Source organism: Streptomyces fungicidicus (genome assembly GCF_003665435.1).
Lineage (GTDB): Bacteria > Actinomycetota > Actinomycetes > Streptomycetales > Streptomycetaceae > Streptomyces > Streptomyces fungicidicus.
This window is the reverse complement of the sequence record NZ_CP023407.1, coordinates 3513664-3528622: the sequence shown is the minus strand read 5'-3', so window position 1 is coordinate 3528622 and position 14959 is coordinate 3513664. Positions and strand designations below refer to the sequence as shown.

Below are 14959 nucleotides of genomic sequence, written 5' to 3'. Positions count from 1 at the left end.
CCGCCTCCCGCGGCCTATTCTGAGCCGCGAGCGGTTGTCGAGGGACGGGGCGAGCATGTCGTTTCGGGGGGCCAATCCCGAGGACCTGGAGCAGTTGGCGAAACTCCTGGACGGGCGCGGTGGTGTGGAGGACCGCCTCGACGAGGCCTTCACCCGGGCCTCCCGGCTGGGGGCGAGCGGGCATCTGGCGCCGCTGCAGCCGATGCGGTCCTGGACCCGTGACGAGGCGAAGGACCTGCGCAAACGCGCGGTCCTCCTGAGGCTGGAGAACGGCGACCCGCTGGCCGGGCTGCTGTGGGCCGGCTTCACGGCGAAGGACCTGGAGCAGTACCAGGGCGAGGGCATCAAACCGGAGACCCTGCTGCTGGCCAACTCGGTGGCGGCGAGCGGCGATCCGAACGCGAAGAGCCTGGCACGCCAGCCGGGGGAGAAGCTCGGCGACTGGGTCGCGCGGCTCGAGGGGCACGCGCTGTCGAAGATCCCCGGCCTGGAGCCGCACGAGGAGACCCTCACCGAGATGATCAAGTTCGGCAGCGACGCGTTCAACGTGGTGGCCGCCGGACAGGTCTCGCTGGTGAGCGGTTTCTCGGGCACCAAGGTGCTGCTGGGCAACGCCGTGAAGACGGGCAGGCTCGGGCCGATGAAGGCTGCCCTTGAGACCCGTTGGACTGCGGCAGGCAGCAACCCCATCCTGAACTGGGCGGGCAAATCTCTCAAGAAATACGATCCGCCCATTCGCTCGCTGGCCGCCCCCGGCAGCTGGCTCCCCGGGCAGCTCGGCAACATGGCCTCCCGCAGCCCCACGTACCAGAGGGTCGCACACGTTCCGTTCAGCTCCGGCTTCCTGGGCGACCGCTGGAGCAGCGGATGGGACGCGCTGCGCGGGCGCGGCTTCATGAACGCCAAGCTGCTGGGCTTCACGCCCAACCAGGCCATCAACTTCTTCGTCGGCTCGGACGACATGGCCCGTCTGTACGGCGGGGCGACCCACTCCGGCCAGGCGGTCACCCGTGCGGGTCAGGCGAGCCTGTTGACCGTCGGAAAGGCCGGCGGGTTCAGCGCGGCGGCGAAGACGGCGGGACTGTGGCGCGGCGCCGGCATCGTCGGCTCGGCGGGCGCCACGGCGTTCTCCGTCGCCAACATCGCCACCATGGACCACGCGAAGGAGTGGGAGAAGAGCAAGGCCGGCTATCTGGCCAACTACGCGGAGGTCGGCTTCAACGCCTCCCTCACCGCCGCGATGGTCGCCCCCAACCCGGTCACCATCGGCCTCGCCGTGGGCACCGGCCTCGTCTACGGCGGCCTGAAGGTCGTCGAGCACTGGGACGACATCACCGAGGGCGCCGACAAGGCGGCCGAGTGGGTGGGCGACAAGGCGAGCGACATCGGCGAAGGGATCGCCGACGGAGCCAAGAAGCTGGGCAGCGCGCTCAACCCGTTCGATTAGCGAAACGCCGAAGATGAAAGCCTGATCACCATGGAAAAGAGCAGTGAAAGCCTGCAGTTCGAGCTGCTGCCGTACAAGACCGCGCCCAAGAAGCAGCTGCCGACGGCGGGGGTCAAGGGAGATGTGGGGCACTTCGGGCCGGTCGTCGTCGAGCGTTGCCCCATCCATCGGCCGCTGCGCAAGGGAATGGACGATGCCCGGCTGAGCGGTCCGGCCTTCCCGGAAGCGATCTTCACAGGGAAACGCCGGTCAGGACGGCCGTCGCTCTTCAAGGCCGAACTCTTGCTTGACGGTCGGCGCGCGGAGCTCGAGTTCAACTCTCGAGCCCTGCGCAAACAGGACCGTGCCCTGCGCATCAGGTACGAGGGACGGGAGTACGTCTACGTCATCGAGGACCTGGGCAGGGTGAGGGCCTTGACGAGGGAGGGCGTCAGGGTGTCGATCGGACCTGGCCGGCACGTCCCGCCGGCCACGACCTACAGCGCCGGCACGGCCACCGGCCCGGTGGACGCGGTCGACCTCGCCATCGCCATCCTGCTGGAGGAAGTGGACACCGACGTCCTCACGCTGACGGGCGCCGCCCTGTCCTCCCCCTTCGCCCTCATGCAGCGCTTCTCGGACGGGGCGGAGTAACGGACGCCGCCGACGCGATTCAGCGCGGGCCCAGCTCCTCCTTCTCCGGGATCAGAGCGGTCAGCCCGCGCCAGATCTCCCCGGCGTCCGAGCGCACCAGGTGCAGGGGGCTGTCCGGCGTGACCTGTCCGGGCAGGATCGGCTCCTCCGGCTGCTCCCGGATCCAGTAACCCCGGGAGCCGCAGTCCCAGACGGCGAGGCTGCGGAACATCGGCGCGTGCCCGCCGTCGTGCTGTCCGTCCCAGGCGACGGTGACCCGCCAGTACGAGTTCAGGGCGAGCACCAGCTCCGTCAGGGCGTCCGCCATGTCCCCGGTGGTGCCGGCCTCGGTGACGGCCTTGCGGACGGTGTCCCGGTCCTCCCCGGCATCCCCGGCGTCTCCGGCCTCTCCGGCCGGAGCGGCCAGTACCGCGAAGGCGCCGTCCAGGGCCTTCATGGTCGATTCGACGCGCCGCGCCGCCGGCTGCTCCTCGCCGCCGCGCCGCAGCCGGACCATGCGGGCGAGCTCGAAGACGAGCGTGCTCGGCTCGATCGGGATGTACTCCGACTCCTCGTCACCCGGCCAGCCCTCGTGCGCGATCACCGTCTCCGCGCCGACGAGGACGCCATGGTGCACGGGCCCGGCCTCGCCGGTGATCTCGACGCTGATGTTGAGCACGGGAGTCTTCAGGGCTCCCACCAACTCACGCAGCAACGGCGACAGTTCGCCCTCCTCGCCGACCAGCCCGAGTTCCTGCAGCTCCCCGAGCGACGGGAAGAGCTCCGGGTCCGGCGTCTCCCCCGCGGCGAGGCGGGCGATCACCCGGACATGACGGTCGGCCAGCCGCAGCCGTGACCTCGAACTGTCGTAACCGGGCATGAGCACATCCTCCACGGGTCGGCTCGCACGAATCTAACCCACGGGAAACAGACGGCGGTGTCGCGCTCGGCGGACTTGCGCACGGTGAGCCAGGACTGTTCGCCGACGGCCGCCCCCGGCGGCAGGGACGCGGTCACGGCCTCGCCGCCCGCGGTGATCCCGGCCGGGGTGCCGGCCCCGGTGAAGCGGTACAGCATCTGGTAGCCGCCGCTGCTGCCGGGCGCGGTGAGCGCCGGCATCTGGGACGGAACCACCCAGGCGTCGGCGGTCCGGGTGACCGAGCGGGCCACCCCGACCACCGTCAGCGCCGGGTCGCCGGGCAGTCCCGTGAAGGCGATCCCAGGTTCTCGGCCTCCTGGCCCGGGGCCTGAGCAACGCCGAACTCGCCGCCCGCCTCCATCTGGCCGAGACGACCGTCAAGACCCACGTCGCCCGCATCCTCGCCAAGCTCGGCCTCCGCGACCGCGTCCAGGCCGTCATCGTCGCCTACGAGACCGGCCTCGTCACCGCCGCCGCCCCCGACACCGCTCACCAGCCGTAACGGGCTCCCCGCGAACGGCGCTCGCCCCTGCCGTCGGCTCACCCGTCCGGCTGCTCCGGACTGTGCGGGCGGTGCGGTCGGCACGACGCTGGAAGCCGAGCCCGTGCGACGGCCGCGGGGGCGACCCTCCAGGAGCGTGACCATGGCCCGGAACCGCTGTCTGATCCTCAGCTCGCCGTCCGAGGTCTGGCGCCTGCTGTCCGACGGCCACCGCTACGGGGAGTGGGTGACGGGAACCCAGCGGGTCCTCGCCGTGGACCCGCACTGGCCGGACGAGGGCGCCCGGCTGGAGGTCCGCGTCGGCGCCGGCCCGCTGACCCTCGACGACACCTGCGTCGTCCGCGTCTGCGAACCGCGGCGCCGCCTGGAACTGGAAGCGAAGGCCGACCCCTTCGGCGCGGCCCGCATCGCCATGAAGCTGACCCCCTGGGGCGAGCACACCCTCTTCACCCTCGACTGGCACCCCCTCCGAGGCCCCGGCACACGGATGCACGGACTCCCCGTGGACTACTTCGTCGGCGTCCGCAACGGCATGATGCTGACGAAGCTGGCCCGGATCGCGGTGAGCGAGCACACCGCGACGGTTTGAGGGTATGCGCCCCCGCATGCTGGCCATCGTGTACCGGTCCCTCGACACGGCGACGACCGTGTGGGCGTTCGTGCTGTCACTCCTGGTCGTGCTCGCCGTGGCCTGGTACGTCCACCGCCGCAGATAGCTCCGGCCAGCCGCCGGCGGCCGGGCTCGACGAGCGAACGGGCCTGCTGTCAACCCTGGTCCTCACGATGGGCTGCGGCGACACCTGCCCCGTCTTCCCCGGCACGCGCCACCTCGACGGGAACCTCCCCGACCCGACCGGACAGGGCATCGACGCCGTGCGCCCCATCCGCGACGAGATCGAACGACGCGTCCGCACCCTGACCCACGAGATCACGTCGACAAGCCGGACATGAACAGAGCGGCCCATGTTAACGCTTGCGTTAACATGGCGGACGTGGCTCAATGGGAAGTAGTCCTCGTCACCGAGGTCGCGGCGTGGTTCGAGGCGCTGGCCGAGGATGACTGGGACAGTGCCGAACAGGTGGAAGACGCCATCGACATGTTGGCGGCCACGGGACCGACGCTTGGTCGTCCGCTGGTCGACCGGATCAAAGGCGCCGACAATCATCACCTGAAGGAGCTGAGACCGGGTTCGACTGGTAGCAGCGAGATCCGGATCCTCTTCGCCTTCGACCCGGTGCGCAGGGCAGTACTGCTGGTGGCCGGTGACAAGGCCGGAAACTGGCAGCGCTGGTACGACGTCAATATCCCGATTGCCGAGAAGCGCTATCAGGCACATGTGACTGATCCCGAGACCAGGGAGTACGAATGAGCACGGTCGGCTGGGAGGAGACCAAGCGCAGGGCACGCGAGCGGCGCGAGGCCGCCGGGCTGCCGGTGCGTTCGGTCGAGGAGAAGCAGGCAGCCATGGACAGGCTGACCGCGGAGGTACGCGCACACAAGCTCGCGGAGGTCCGACGTGAACAAGCGTTGACCCAGCGCCAAGTAGCGGCATCCATGGGTGTTTCGGCACCTCGCGTCTCCGCGATCGAGCACGGCGAACTTGACCGGGCCGAGGTGGCGACACTCCGAGCCTACGTGGAAGCACTGGGGGGCCGGCTGCGGGTAGTCGCGGACTTCGGGGACGCGGAGTACACCGTCGCCTGAGCCGGCTCACGATCTGGAGCTGACGCCCACTGGCCTCTCGTGGGCAGGTCGTTGTCAGTGGCCACGGCTAGCGTCGGACGAGCGCGGTCGGCATCCGAGGTGCCCAGCTCTGTAGTGCAGCTGCATCCCCGGTTCTGTCTGCGAAATGCCCTACTGGGCCGGCGAAGAGGAGCCGTATGCCCTGCCCTTCGACTCCATGGAACTGGACGAGGACGCACTGCGAGCGTTCTGCGGGTTCGTACAGGAAGGCCGCCGTGAGCCCGACGGCGGCAATGCTGACGCCGTCGAGCTAAGCGGATTGGCATTCGCCGCGCGAGGTGAAGCCGTCTCAGATGGTCGGGGTGTCGTCGACAACCGGCTTGTGAATCTCGACGACCGGCTTCCACCCCGCGGAGAACTCGATGAAGTCCGCACGGGTGGGGTAGGTGTCGATCGCGCGACGGTCACGCTTGGGGCTGTCGCCCCCCTTGCGGCCGCGGGGAATCTGCTCCTCGAAGATGTCGACCTTCACGTCGGGGACCTCCTTGAGGCCCTGGCGCCAGATCTGCACGACGTCGGCGCCGAACGCCTGCCGGGCCGCGGCGTAAAGGGCCGAGAGGGCCCCCTTGTCCCCACCGGGGACGAAGAGCGCCAGGTCCAGCACGACACCGGCGGACTGGAGGACCTCGATGGTCACCGGGCCGTTCTCGTCGGCCAGGTAGATTCCGGCTTCGTTCTCGTCGTCGGGAAGGCAGGAGACCTCTTCCTGGAATACGGTCCTCGCCGTGATCGAGCCGCCCTCGAAATCCCCACCGGACTTGGTCAGAAAAGCAGGGACGTAGCAGTCGGGAAGTTTGAGTTCTTCCGTGTCGGCGGAAACGAAGAGCCTGTCCTTCACCCCGAGCTTCGTCACCTCTTCCAGCGAGAGGCGGCGAGCGGCAATCTTCTCCGTGTTCACGATTTCCCTTTCAGGTTGCACTGTCCCTCCGGGCAATGACGCTATCATGAAAGTCTGAGGTCAACTGCCCAGTAAACATCGGGCAATTGGCCCCTGATGGCCTGCACGCGAGGGTATTGAAGAGAGTGCCACTCGGCCGGGAACACGCTTCCGCCGGGTAGTGTCCCCCGTCATGGTGTTGGGGATCAACTGGCGGGTGTATTTCGGTGCGTTGGGTAGCACGGGGGAACTAAAAGAGAGTTAACGGTAGATATCGCGACGTCGTTGGTCGTCGTCGGCCACTGTTGAGCGGCCTCGGACGGCCCGGAGACGGCCCGGCCTTCCGCTCATCGGGACGCCTTCGAATGCCGGGCGGCTATGACCCGAACTTCGTCCATTGCCCTTCGGAAACCACTTCGACGGAGCCGTCGACGACCTTGATGGCCGTCTGTTCGTCGATGGCGTAGGCCGGGACGCCGATGTCGGCGGCCCACCGCTCCGCGTCAGCCAGGGTGTTCTGTGGGAAAGCGTCCAGGTGCGGGAAGATCGAGAAGTCGACGACTCCCAGGGTGCGGTCGTCCGGTGCGGACGGCCACTCGACGAAATACGCTCCGATCCGGGGTGTCATCACCATGCTTCCGGCACTCACTCCCACCCAGACCGTGTCGGGCAGCGAAGGCAGCAGATCGGCCAGCCCGGACTCCCGCATCCAGTGGCACAGATAGGTCGCGTCGCCGCCGTCGACCAGGAGCACGTCGGCCTCCCGGATCCAGGGGACGTATCGCTCGGCGCCGATGGTGGGCAGTGCGGTGAGCTCGAGGACACCGAGCGACGCCCAGCCCAGGCCCGACAAGTGCTGCCACGTGGGCTCGGCGGCCGCGAAGCCCCGCACCGATGTCGGACCACACATCGGATGGCCCCACTGTGCCGTCGGGACGCAGAGGGCGTGGCACTCGCCGATCGGCTTGCCGAGAAGCTCCACGAGTGCCGAGTGGATGCTCGGGTTCGTGACGCCGCCTGACGTAAGCAAGAGCTTCAAGGTGCCTCCAGATTCACGCGCGGAAGGTGGATGTACCTGAAGACCTGGAACCGTGCTGGAACTCATCGTTGTTCAGGCAACCTCTTCAGGGGTCCCTCAGGCCCCTCAGGTCCCTTCGGCGCCGGAGCGGAGTGGAGACAGGAGCCGGAGCCGCCCGGAGACGGCCCGGAGGCAGCGAAAAGCCCCCTCCCGGCGGAGAAACCGCAGGCAGGGGGCTTACTCGTGGGCCCTACTTCTTCTTGCCCTGATTCTTGACCGCCTCGATCGCTGCCGCGGCGGCCTCCGGGTCGAGGTACTTGCCGCCCGGGGTGACCGGGGAGAAGTCCGCGTCGAGTTCGTAGTACAGGGGGATGCCCGTGGGGATGTTCAGGCCCGCGATGTCGGCGTCCGAGATGCCGTCCAGGTGCTTGACCAGCGCGCGCAGGCTGTTGCCGTGGGCGGCGACGAGGACCGTGCGGCCGGTGAGCAGGTCCGGGACGATCGAGTCGAACCAGTACGGGAGCATCCGGACGACGACGTCCTTCAGACACTCCGTCTGCGGGCGCACCTCCGGCGGGAGGGTCGCGTAGCGCGGGTCGGAGAACTGGGAGTACTCGGCGTCGTTGGCGAGCGGGGGCGGCGGGGTGTCGTAGGAGCGGCGCCACAGCATGAACTGCTCCTCGCCGAACTCCGCGAGGGTCTGCGCCTTGTCCTTGCCCTGCAGGGCGCCGTAGTGACGCTCGTTCAGGCGCCAGCTGCGGTTCACCGGGATCCACAGGCGGTCGGCGGCCTCCAGCGCGAGCTGCGCGGTGCGGATCGCGCGCTTCTGGAGGGAGGTGTGGAGCACGTCGGGCAGCAGGCCGGCGTCCTTGAGCAGCTCGCCGCCGCGCGTCGCCTCCTTCTCGCCCTTCGCGGTGAGGTTGACGTCCACCCAGCCGGTGAACAGGTTCTTCTCGTTCCACTCGCTCTCGCCGTGGCGGAGGAGGATCAGCTTGTACGGTGCGTCGGCCATGAGCCCGAGCGTAATCGACGCGCCGCACGGCCCGCGCGCCCTGCCCGCTGGGCGGACGGTTGACGGGATCTGTTAATCGAGTGGCCCTCCGGGACCCCCGCTTCGTAAGTTGTGCCTGCCGTTTTGGCCGCTTACATCCGGGGGGTCCTTCCATGTCGTCCGTCGTCCGTGCGAGGCGCGCTGTCCGGGAGACCGTCTCCGGGCTGCCGCCGGCCTTCTGGTGGCTGTGGACCAGCACCCTCGTCAACCGGCTCGGTGCCTTCGTCGCCACCTTCATGGCGCTCTATCTGACCCTCGACCGCGGGTACTCCGCCACGTACGCCGGTCTCGTCGCCGCCCTGCACGGGCTCGGCGGGGTGATCTCCTCGCTGGGCGCGGGAGTGATGACCGACCGGCTCGGACGGCGGCCCACGCTGCTCGTCGCGCAGGTCGCCACGGCCCTTTCCGTGGCCGCCCTGGGGTTCGTGCGCGACCCGCTCGCCATCGCCGGCGTCGCCTTCCTCGTCGGCATGGCCTCCAACGCCTCCCGGCCCGCGGTGCAGGCGATGATGGCGGACATCGTGCGGCCCGAGGACCGTATCCGCGCCTTCTCCCTCAACTACTGGGCCATCAACCTCGGTTTCGCCGTCTCCTCCATGGCCGCGGGCTTCATCGCCGAGTACAGCTATCTCGCCGGGTTCCTCATCGAGGCCGTGATGACGCTGGTGTGCGCCGTCGTCGTCTTCCTGAAGCTGCCCGAGTCGAAGCCGGTGCGGAGCGCGGAGGCCGCCGCGCGGGAGGCCGGCGTGAGGCTGACGACCGTGCTGCGGGACGGGCGGTTCATGGGGGTCGTCGGGCTGTCGTTCCTCATCGCGCTGATCTTCCAGCAGGCGTCCGTCGGACTGCCCATCGCGATGGGGGAGGCCGGGTTCACGCCCGCCGACTACGGCATGGCCATCGCCGTCAACGGCGTCCTCATCGTCGTGCTGCAGATCCCGGTCACCCGGTTCATCGAGCACCGGGACCCCGGGCGGCTGCTGGTGATCTCGGCGCTGCTCGCCGGGTACGGCCTCGGCCTCACCGCCTTCGCCGGGTCGGTCGGCGTCTTCGCCCTCACCGTGTGCGTGTGGACCCTCGCCGAGATCGTCAACGCGCCGACCCAGACCGGCCTCGTCGTACGGCTCTCCCCGGTGCACGGACGCGGGCGCTACCAGGGCATGTACACCATGTCCTGGGCCGTGGCCGCGCTGGTCGCCCCCCTGATGGCGGGGTTCGTCATCGACCGCTTCGGGTCCGTGTGGCTGTGGGGACTGTGCGCCGTCATCGGCACGGTGGCCGGCCTCGGCTACGCGCTGCTGATGCGGGGGCTGCCGGCGGGCGGGGAGGAGAAGGCCGGAGGCGGTGAGGAGAAGGCCCAAAGCGCGGTGGAGCGGCCCGCGGAGGCCGGCGCCTCCAGCGCCGTCTGAGGCGCCCCCGTCACCCTCCGCCCGGAACGGCGAAGGCCCCGCCGGCAGTCAGGTGCCGACGGGGCCTTCGCCGTTCTCGCGCTGGGCCGGGTGCGGGTACGGCGTCAGCCGCACTGGCAGGGGTTGCCCGACTGACAGCCGCAGCCGCAGCCCGAGCCACAGCCGCAGGCGGCGATCAGGGTGAGGTTCCTGACCTCGGCGGGCTGCTCGGTCTCGCGCTCCTGCGTGGGGTCGGGCGTCGTGCTGGGGGATTCGGCCATGGGTCCCTCCTCGGGGTGGCGCCAGTGCACACCTGCCCCCATTGGACGCCCGCCCGGCCGGGCGCATCAACGGCGCATCGAGGCTCGCGCGGGCCGGGGGCGGAGGCGCGCACGCCCGTCGGACGTGTGCACGCCCGTCGTTCGTCCGCACGCCCGCCCGCGCCGCGCCTCAGGCTCCCTCGACGCCCGGCACCGCCTGCAGGTCCGACTGGATCTCGTCCGCGTGCTCGCCGGTGACCAGGTACACCACCCGCTTGGCGACCGAGACCGCGTGGTCGGCGAAGCGCTCGTAGTAGCGGCCCAGGAGGGTGACGTCGACGGCCGTCTCGATGCCGTGCTTCCAGCGGTCGTCCATCAGGTGCTGGAACAGCGTGCGGTGCAGCAGGTCCATCGCGTCGTCGTCCTGCTCCAGCTGGAGCGCCAGGTCGACGTCCTTGGTGGTGATCACCTCCGCGGCCTTCGCCATCAGGCGCTGCGCGAGCTGGCCCATCTCCAGGATGGTGGCGTGCAGGTCGTGCGGGACCGCGCGCTCCGGGTAGCGCAGCCGGGTCAGCTTGGCGACGTGCTGGGCCAGGTCGCCCGAGCGCTCCAGGTCGGCCGACATCCGCAGCGAGGTGACCACTATCCGCAGGTCGGTCGCCACCGGCTGCTGGCGGGCCAGCAGGGCGATGGCCCGCGCCTCCAGGTCGTGCTGGAGTTCGTCGACCCTCTGGTCGGCCTCGATGACGCTCTCCGCCAGCTTCAGGTCCGCGTCCAGGATCGCGGTCGTGGCGCGTCCGATCGCCGACCCGACCAGTCGGGCCATCTCCACCAGACCGTCGCCGATCGAATCAAGTTCCTCGTGGTACGCGTCACGCATCAGGGTTCCTCATCTCGTGCGTTTCTGGGCTTCAGGGGCCTGGGCTCCTCCCCACGCTCCCACGGTGCGACCCGTACGCGTCGGGTTCCGTCACCCCAAATGAACCATCCCTGGCTCCAAGGTGAACTCTGGGCGACGAGTGTTCGAGCTCGCACTCCGACGGCTGTGGGCACCGCCCGCGCCATGCCTAACCTGGACGCATGGACGTGAACGCGGCGGTCGCCGCAGTGGCAGCGATCGCCGGAGTGCTCACCGGCGTCATCGCCATGCTGGCGTTCCGCGTCAGCGAGCGCGAACAGCGGCGCCCCACGCGCACCTCCCTGCACACGGACCCGGTGCTCCCGCCGGGTGTGGACACCGTGCTGTCCGTGCTGCGCTCGTCCGCCGTCGTACTCGACGAGGCCGACGGCGTGGTCAAGGCCAGCTCCGCCGCGTACGCGCTCGGACTGGTCCGGGGCGGCAAGCTCGCGGTGGAACCCATGATGCAGATGGCCCGCGACACCCGGCGCGACGGTGAGATACGGCAGGTCGAGCTGGACCTGCCCCGCCGGGGGACCGGACGCGGCGAGGCCCTCGCGGTGTCCGCGCGGGTGGCGCCGCTCGGCTCCCGGCTCGTGCTGCTGCTCGTCGAGGACCTCACCGAGGCCCGCCGCATAGAAGCCGTACGACGCGACTTCGTCGCCAACGTCAGCCATGAGCTCAAGACGCCCGTCGGGGCGCTCTCCCTGCTCTCCGAGGCCGTGATGGACGCCTCCGACGACCCCGAGGCGGTGGAACGCTTCGCCGGCCGTATGCAGATCGAGGCGACCCGGCTGACGAACCTGGTGCAGGAACTCATCGACCTCTCCCGGGTCCAGAACGACGACCCGCTGGAGGACGCCGAGCCGGTCCGCGTCGACGAACTGGTCGCCGAGGCCGTCGACCGCTGCCGGCACCAGGCGGGCACCAAGGAGATCACCATGGCCGCGGGCGGCACCGCCGACCTGCGCGTCTGGGGCAACCGCGGCCAGCTCGCCGCCGCGCTCGGCAACCTCGTCGAGAACGCGGTCAACTACTCGCCCGCCCGCACCCGCGTGGGCATCGCGGCCCGTACGGTCGCCCAGCCCGGCGGGGACCTCATCGAGATCGCGGTGACCGACCAGGGCATCGGCATCTCCGAGAAGGACAAGGAGCGCGTCTTCGAGCGCTTCTACCGGGTCGACCCGGCCCGCTCCCGTGCCACCGGCGGTACGGGGCTGGGCCTCGCGATCGTGAAGCACGTGGCCGCCTCGCACGGCGGGGAGGTCACGGTGTGGAGCGCCGAGGGCCAGGGATCCACCTTCACCCTGCGGCTGCCGGAGGCCCGTGCGGCCCGCGACCGCACCCCCCAGATGTCCCACGGGGACGACCTGTCCCACGGGGACGACACCCGAGGCTTCGACGGAGAGGCCGCACGGGCGTCCCACTCATCCCCCCACTCTTCCGATTCATCCGCGTACGAAATTCCCTCCCCGGAGGTCCTTCCGTGACCCGAGTGCTCGTCGTCGAGGACGAGGAGTCCTTCTCCGACGCCCTGTCGTACATGCTCCGCAAGGAGGGCTTCGAGGTCGCGGTCGCGACCACCGGGCCCGACGGACTCGACGAGTTCGAGCGCAACGGCGCCGACCTCGTCCTCCTCGACCTGATGCTGCCCGGGCTGCCGGGCACCGAGGTCTGCCGCCAGCTGCGCGGCCGTTCCAATGTCCCCGTCATCATGGTGACCGCCAAGGACAGCGAGATCGACAAGGTGGTGGGCCTGGAGATAGGGGCCGACGACTACGTCACCAAGCCGTTCTCCTCGCGGGAGCTGGTCGCCCGTATCCGCGCGGTGCTGCGGCGGCGCGGGGAGCCGGAGGAGGTCACTCCGGCGGCTCTCGAGGCCGGGCCGGTGCGGATGGACGTCGACCGGCACGTGGTCACCGTGGGCGGCACCAAGGTCGACCTGCCGCTGAAGGAGTTCGACCTGCTGGAGATGCTGCTGCGGAACGCCGGGCGGGTGCTGACCCGGATGCAGCTCATCGACCGGGTGTGGGGGGCGGACTACGTCGGTGACACCAAGACGCTCGACGTCCATGTGAAGCGGCTTCGGGCGAAGATCGAGCCGGATCCGGGGGCGCCGCGGTATCTGGTGACGGTGCGGGGGCTGGGGTACAAGTTCGAGCCGTAGGCCGGCGTGCGCCCGTGCGGGGGCTGGGCGGCGGGTGATCGCGCTGCCCGACGTGCCGAAGGGCGGGACCCCTCAGGGGTCCCGCCCTTCGGCTGTGTCTGCGTCAGTCGTTGGCGGAGGCGCTGGCGGAGGACGCGTCGGACGGGGTCTCCGTGGAGTCGCCGGGCGTGGCGTCCTCCGAGGTGCCGGCGGCCGGCTCCTCGGAGCTCTCCTCCGACGGCTCCTCGGACGGCTCCGCCGACTGCTCCGCGCCCGGCGCGGACGGAACGTCGCTCGGGCCCCACTTCTCGAAGAAGCGCTCGGCCGGGTAGACGAACGCGCGCAGGCTCACGTCACCGGTCTCGCTGAAGGTGAAGGTGACCTTCTGCGCGTTGCCGTCCCGGACGGCCTCACGGCTGCTGGGCAGTACGGCGGCGGCGTTGCCCTCGCCGCCGAGGATCAGCGAGCCGCCGGCCGGGACGGTGAGGCTGCCGCCCTCCGCGGGCTTGAGCTCGGCGGACTTGCCGGTGCCGGGGATGGTGACCGACTCCAGCGTCTGGTCGGTGCGGCCCTCGTTGAACAGCGTGGCCGAGACCACCGCCGGGCCCGTCGACTCCAGGTCGGGCTGGGTGATGACCACGGCGTTCTGGACCTTGATGTCCCCGACGGTGGTCGCCGCGTTGTCCGGCTGGATCTGCAGGGTCTGGGCGTTGTTGCCGGCCGCGCACGCGGAGAGCGAGGCGAGCGAGAACGTGATGGCGGCGGCGGCGAGGGCGCCGCGTCGAAGGCTGCTGCTCACGGCGGCGGCAACTCCTTGACTCGAGCGTTGGGCGACCCGGATAAAGCCGCCTTAAGTGTCTGTCAGCGGCCTCAGGTTACCGAGCCGTTCCCGCGCTGCCGCACCCGACCCTCCCCAGAACGCCGGTGGTTCCCCCGGGAAGGCCTGCCCCGGCCGCGCGTCACTCCCTCCCCGGAGGTCGGCGGGAGTCACGCAGGAGTCGCGACAGAAGCCTCCCGGCCTCATGAGTCACAAGTGACTCACCAGTCACTTGGGTCACTTAGGTGCCGTACTCCCACGCCATTCCCATAGTGATCGCGTATTTCCCGTGAAGGAATGAGCGGGGCGCTCCGGAATTGATCACCCCGCCGGTCATCCTCACACCGTGTGATCAATTCCGGAATCGGCCGGAACCCGGGTCGCCGCACCGAACGGAGTAGCGGAACTCGAGCACTTGGAACCGGACATTTGGGGATGTTCGACCGTTCGTGGGGGGCTCCGGATGCGTGTAACGTACGCGTTTCACTCGCCCCGGAGAGCCGCTCCGACCTGCGAATACCTGCTTCCGCTAGGCGTCCGCAGCACGTTCCTGTTGCTGTTGTCAAGCCCCGAGAATGGCCCTGACCTGCGAAAACGCCATTCAGAAGACGCCGTATCCGTGTTACCCTGGATAGCCACGGAAGGGGTACCTGTCACATGACGTTCAAGGTTGGCGACACCGTGGTCTATCCCCATCACGGGGCCGCGCTGATCGAGGCAATCGAAACTCGCCAGATCAAAGGCGTGGACAAGACCTACTTGGTGCTGAAGGTCGCCCAGGGTGACCTGACGGTACGTGTGCCAGCGGACAATGCGGAGTTCGTCGGCGTACGTGATGTGGTCGGTCAGGACGGGCTGGACCGGGTCTTCGAGGTGCTGCGCGCACCGTACGCGGAGGAGCCCACGAATTGGTCCCGTCGTTACAAGGCAAATCTCGAGAAGCTCGCCTCGGGCGATGTCATCAAGGTCGCGGAAGTCGTGCGTGACCTGTGGCGTCGTGAGCGTGAGCGTGGACTCTCCGCCGGTGAGAAGCGCATGCTCGCCAAGGCGCGTCAGATCCTGGTCAGCGAGCTCGCCCTCGCGGAGAACACCAACGAGGACAAGGCCGAGGCCCTGCTCGACGAGGTTCTCGCCTCCTGAGACCTGCCGGTCCTAGGGGCTGGAGAACCCGAGGGCTCGGGAACTCCTCCTCAGTGCATCGAAATGCCGCGGTGCCCGATGACGTCAAGGACGTCGCCGGGCGCTGCGGCATGTTCGTACCCGCGGATACCCGCACGCCTTTC

17 protein-coding genes and 3 pseudogenes are annotated in these 14959 nt (G+C 69.5%); 12 read left to right on the top strand and 8 right to left on the bottom strand.

The window, feature by feature from the left end; translation table 11 throughout:
• Positions 1–55 precede the first annotated feature (55 nt).
• A complete protein-coding gene (locus CNQ36_RS15915; protein WP_121546503.1) occupies positions 56–1447 on the top strand; it encodes a PE-PGRS family protein in 1392 nt (463 codons plus the stop codon).
• A gap of 30 nt (positions 1448–1477) precedes the next feature.
• On the top strand, positions 1478–2080 hold the full coding sequence (locus tag CNQ36_RS15910) for a hypothetical protein (protein WP_121546502.1): 603 nt from the start codon (positions 1478–1480) through the stop codon (positions 2078–2080).
• A gap of 19 nt (positions 2081–2099) precedes the next feature.
• Here the strand turns inward: CNQ36_RS15910 and CNQ36_RS15905 are convergent, their stop codons facing one another.
• Together CNQ36_RS15905 and CNQ36_RS15900 are read right to left on the bottom strand one after the other, a co-directional pair.
• Positions 2100–2939: a hypothetical protein gene (locus CNQ36_RS15905; RefSeq protein ID WP_121546501.1), complete on the bottom strand. Its 840-nt coding sequence runs from the start codon at positions 2937–2939 to the stop codon at positions 2100–2102.
• Positions 2879–3229 carry a hypothetical protein gene (locus tag CNQ36_RS15900; protein WP_228312979.1) on the bottom strand — a complete coding sequence of 117 codons (351 nt, stop codon included), beginning with the start codon at positions 3227–3229 and terminating at the stop codon, positions 2879–2881. Before CNQ36_RS15900 ends, CNQ36_RS15905 begins: the two co-directional genes overlap by 61 nt.
• A 41-nt stretch (positions 3230–3270) precedes the next feature.
• Here CNQ36_RS15900 and CNQ36_RS15895 point away from each other — a divergent pair.
• The 6 genes and pseudogenes from CNQ36_RS15895 to CNQ36_RS35850 form a co-directional block, all read left to right on the top strand.
• A pseudogene (locus CNQ36_RS15895) lies at positions 3271–3480 on the top strand (response regulator transcription factor); the annotation flags it as partial.
• Positions 3481–3622: 142 nt separating this feature from the next.
• On the top strand, positions 3623–4069 hold the full coding sequence (locus CNQ36_RS15890; protein WP_121546500.1) for an SRPBCC family protein: 447 nt from the start codon (positions 3623–3625) through the stop codon (positions 4067–4069).
• A 176-nt stretch (positions 4070–4245) separates the two neighbouring features.
• A pseudogene (locus tag CNQ36_RS15885) lies at positions 4246–4431 on the top strand (low molecular weight phosphatase family protein); the annotation flags it as partial.
• A gap of 32 nt (positions 4432–4463) precedes the next feature.
• A complete protein-coding gene (locus tag CNQ36_RS15880) occupies positions 4464–4850 on the top strand; it encodes a type II toxin-antitoxin system RelE/ParE family toxin (protein WP_121546499.1) in 387 nt (128 codons plus the stop codon).
• Complete coding sequence (locus tag CNQ36_RS15875) at positions 4847–5185, top strand: XRE family transcriptional regulator (protein ID WP_004929845.1); 339 nt, start codon at positions 4847–4849, stop codon at positions 5183–5185. Before CNQ36_RS15880 ends, CNQ36_RS15875 begins: the two co-directional genes overlap by 4 nt.
• Positions 5186–5330: 145 nt before the next feature.
• Positions 5331–5471: pseudogene (locus CNQ36_RS35850) on the top strand (DUF6928 family protein); the annotation flags it as partial.
• A gap of 42 nt (positions 5472–5513) precedes the next feature.
• On the opposite strand, the gene CNQ36_RS15870 reads toward CNQ36_RS35850, so the two are convergent.
• The 3 genes from CNQ36_RS15870 to CNQ36_RS15860 all read right to left on the bottom strand — a co-directional run bounded on the left by CNQ36_RS15870 (position 5514) and on the right by CNQ36_RS15860 (position 8131).
• Complete coding sequence (locus CNQ36_RS15870; protein WP_040906831.1) at positions 5514–6122, bottom strand: hypothetical protein; 609 nt, start codon at positions 6120–6122, stop codon at positions 5514–5516.
• Positions 6123–6477: 355 nt separating this feature from the next.
• Positions 6478–7140, bottom strand: coding sequence for a Type 1 glutamine amidotransferase-like domain-containing protein (locus tag CNQ36_RS15865; RefSeq protein WP_121546498.1), 663 nt, complete (start codon positions 7138–7140; stop codon positions 6478–6480).
• A gap of 229 nt (positions 7141–7369) precedes the next feature.
• Positions 7370–8131, bottom strand: coding sequence for a phosphoglyceromutase (locus tag CNQ36_RS15860; RefSeq protein WP_004929850.1), 762 nt, complete (start codon positions 8129–8131; stop codon positions 7370–7372).
• A 152-nt stretch (positions 8132–8283) separates the two neighbouring features.
• Here CNQ36_RS15860 and CNQ36_RS15855 point away from each other — a divergent pair, with 152 nt between their 5' ends.
• Positions 8284–9576: an MDR family MFS transporter gene (locus tag CNQ36_RS15855; RefSeq protein ID WP_121546497.1), complete on the top strand. Its 1293-nt coding sequence runs from the start codon at positions 8284–8286 to the stop codon at positions 9574–9576.
• A gap of 104 nt (positions 9577–9680) precedes the next feature.
• Here the strand turns inward: CNQ36_RS15855 and CNQ36_RS34710 are convergent, their stop codons facing one another.
• Together CNQ36_RS34710 and phoU are read right to left on the bottom strand one after the other, a co-directional pair.
• The gene (locus tag CNQ36_RS34710) at positions 9681–9836 is read right to left on the bottom strand and encodes a hypothetical protein (protein WP_163013276.1); all 156 of its coding nucleotides are present in this window, start codon (positions 9834–9836) and stop codon (positions 9681–9683) included.
• Between the two features lie 169 nt (positions 9837–10005).
• Positions 10006–10695 (bottom strand): phosphate signaling complex protein PhoU, encoded by a 690-nt coding sequence (phoU, locus tag CNQ36_RS15850; protein WP_004929852.1) that lies wholly within the window; start codon positions 10693–10695, stop codon positions 10006–10008.
• Positions 10696–10895: 200 nt separating this feature from the next.
• Here phoU and phoR point away from each other — a divergent pair, with 200 nt between their 5' ends.
• Both phoR and phoP read left to right on the top strand, forming a co-directional pair.
• Positions 10896–12203, top strand: coding sequence for a two-component system sensor histidine kinase PhoR (gene phoR / locus CNQ36_RS15845; RefSeq protein WP_121546496.1), 1308 nt, complete (start codon positions 10896–10898; stop codon positions 12201–12203).
• Positions 12200–12880 (top strand): two-component system response regulator PhoP, encoded by a 681-nt coding sequence (phoP, locus tag CNQ36_RS15840; RefSeq protein WP_004929857.1) that lies wholly within the window; start codon positions 12200–12202, stop codon positions 12878–12880. Before phoR ends, phoP begins: the two co-directional genes overlap by 4 nt.
• A gap of 103 nt (positions 12881–12983) precedes the next feature.
• On the opposite strand, the gene CNQ36_RS15835 is transcribed toward phoP, so the two are convergent.
• Positions 12984–13658: a copper chaperone PCu(A)C domain-containing protein gene (locus CNQ36_RS15835; RefSeq protein ID WP_121546495.1), complete on the bottom strand. Its 675-nt coding sequence runs from the start codon at positions 13656–13658 to the stop codon at positions 12984–12986.
• 675 nt (positions 13659–14333) lie between these two features.
• Here CNQ36_RS15835 and CNQ36_RS15825 point away from each other — a divergent pair.
• Positions 14334–14816, top strand: coding sequence for a CarD family transcriptional regulator (locus tag CNQ36_RS15825; RefSeq protein WP_003953493.1), 483 nt, complete (start codon positions 14334–14336; stop codon positions 14814–14816).
• The last annotated feature ends 143 nt before the right edge of the window (positions 14817–14959 follow it).

What these genes read in the sequence shown, in the direction of transcription:
- CNQ36_RS15875 (WP_004929845.1), top strand. Translation starts at nt 4,847, where the DNA reads ATGAGCACGGTCGGCTGGGAGGAGACCAAGCGCAGGGCACGCGAGCGG.
- CNQ36_RS34710 (WP_163013276.1), bottom strand. Translation starts at nt 9,836, where the DNA reads ATGGCCGAATCCCCCAGCACGACGCCCGACCCCACGCAGGAGCGCGAG.
- CNQ36_RS15860 (WP_004929850.1), bottom strand. Translation starts at nt 8,131, where the DNA reads ATGGCCGACGCACCGTACAAGCTGATCCTCCTCCGCCACGGCGAGAGC.
- CNQ36_RS15890 (WP_121546500.1), top strand. Translation starts at nt 3,623, where the DNA reads ATGGCCCGGAACCGCTGTCTGATCCTCAGCTCGCCGTCCGAGGTCTGG.
- CNQ36_RS15915 (WP_121546503.1), top strand. Translation starts at nt 56, where the DNA reads ATGTCGTTTCGGGGGGCCAATCCCGAGGACCTGGAGCAGTTGGCGAAA.
- CNQ36_RS15910 (WP_121546502.1), top strand. Translation starts at nt 1,478, where the DNA reads ATGGAAAAGAGCAGTGAAAGCCTGCAGTTCGAGCTGCTGCCGTACAAG.
- CNQ36_RS15855 (WP_121546497.1), top strand. Translation starts at nt 8,284, where the DNA reads ATGTCGTCCGTCGTCCGTGCGAGGCGCGCTGTCCGGGAGACCGTCTCC.
- CNQ36_RS15825 (WP_003953493.1), top strand. Translation starts at nt 14,334, where the DNA reads ATGACGTTCAAGGTTGGCGACACCGTGGTCTATCCCCATCACGGGGCC.
- CNQ36_RS15905 (WP_121546501.1), bottom strand. Translation starts at nt 2,939, where the DNA reads ATGCCCGGTTACGACAGTTCGAGGTCACGGCTGCGGCTGGCCGACCGT.
- phoU (WP_004929852.1), bottom strand. Translation starts at nt 10,695, where the DNA reads ATGCGTGACGCGTACCACGAGGAACTTGATTCGATCGGCGACGGTCTG.
- CNQ36_RS15880 (WP_121546499.1), top strand. Translation starts at nt 4,464, where the DNA reads ATGGCGGACGTGGCTCAATGGGAAGTAGTCCTCGTCACCGAGGTCGCG.
- phoR (WP_121546496.1), top strand. Translation starts at nt 10,896, where the DNA reads ATGGACGTGAACGCGGCGGTCGCCGCAGTGGCAGCGATCGCCGGAGTG.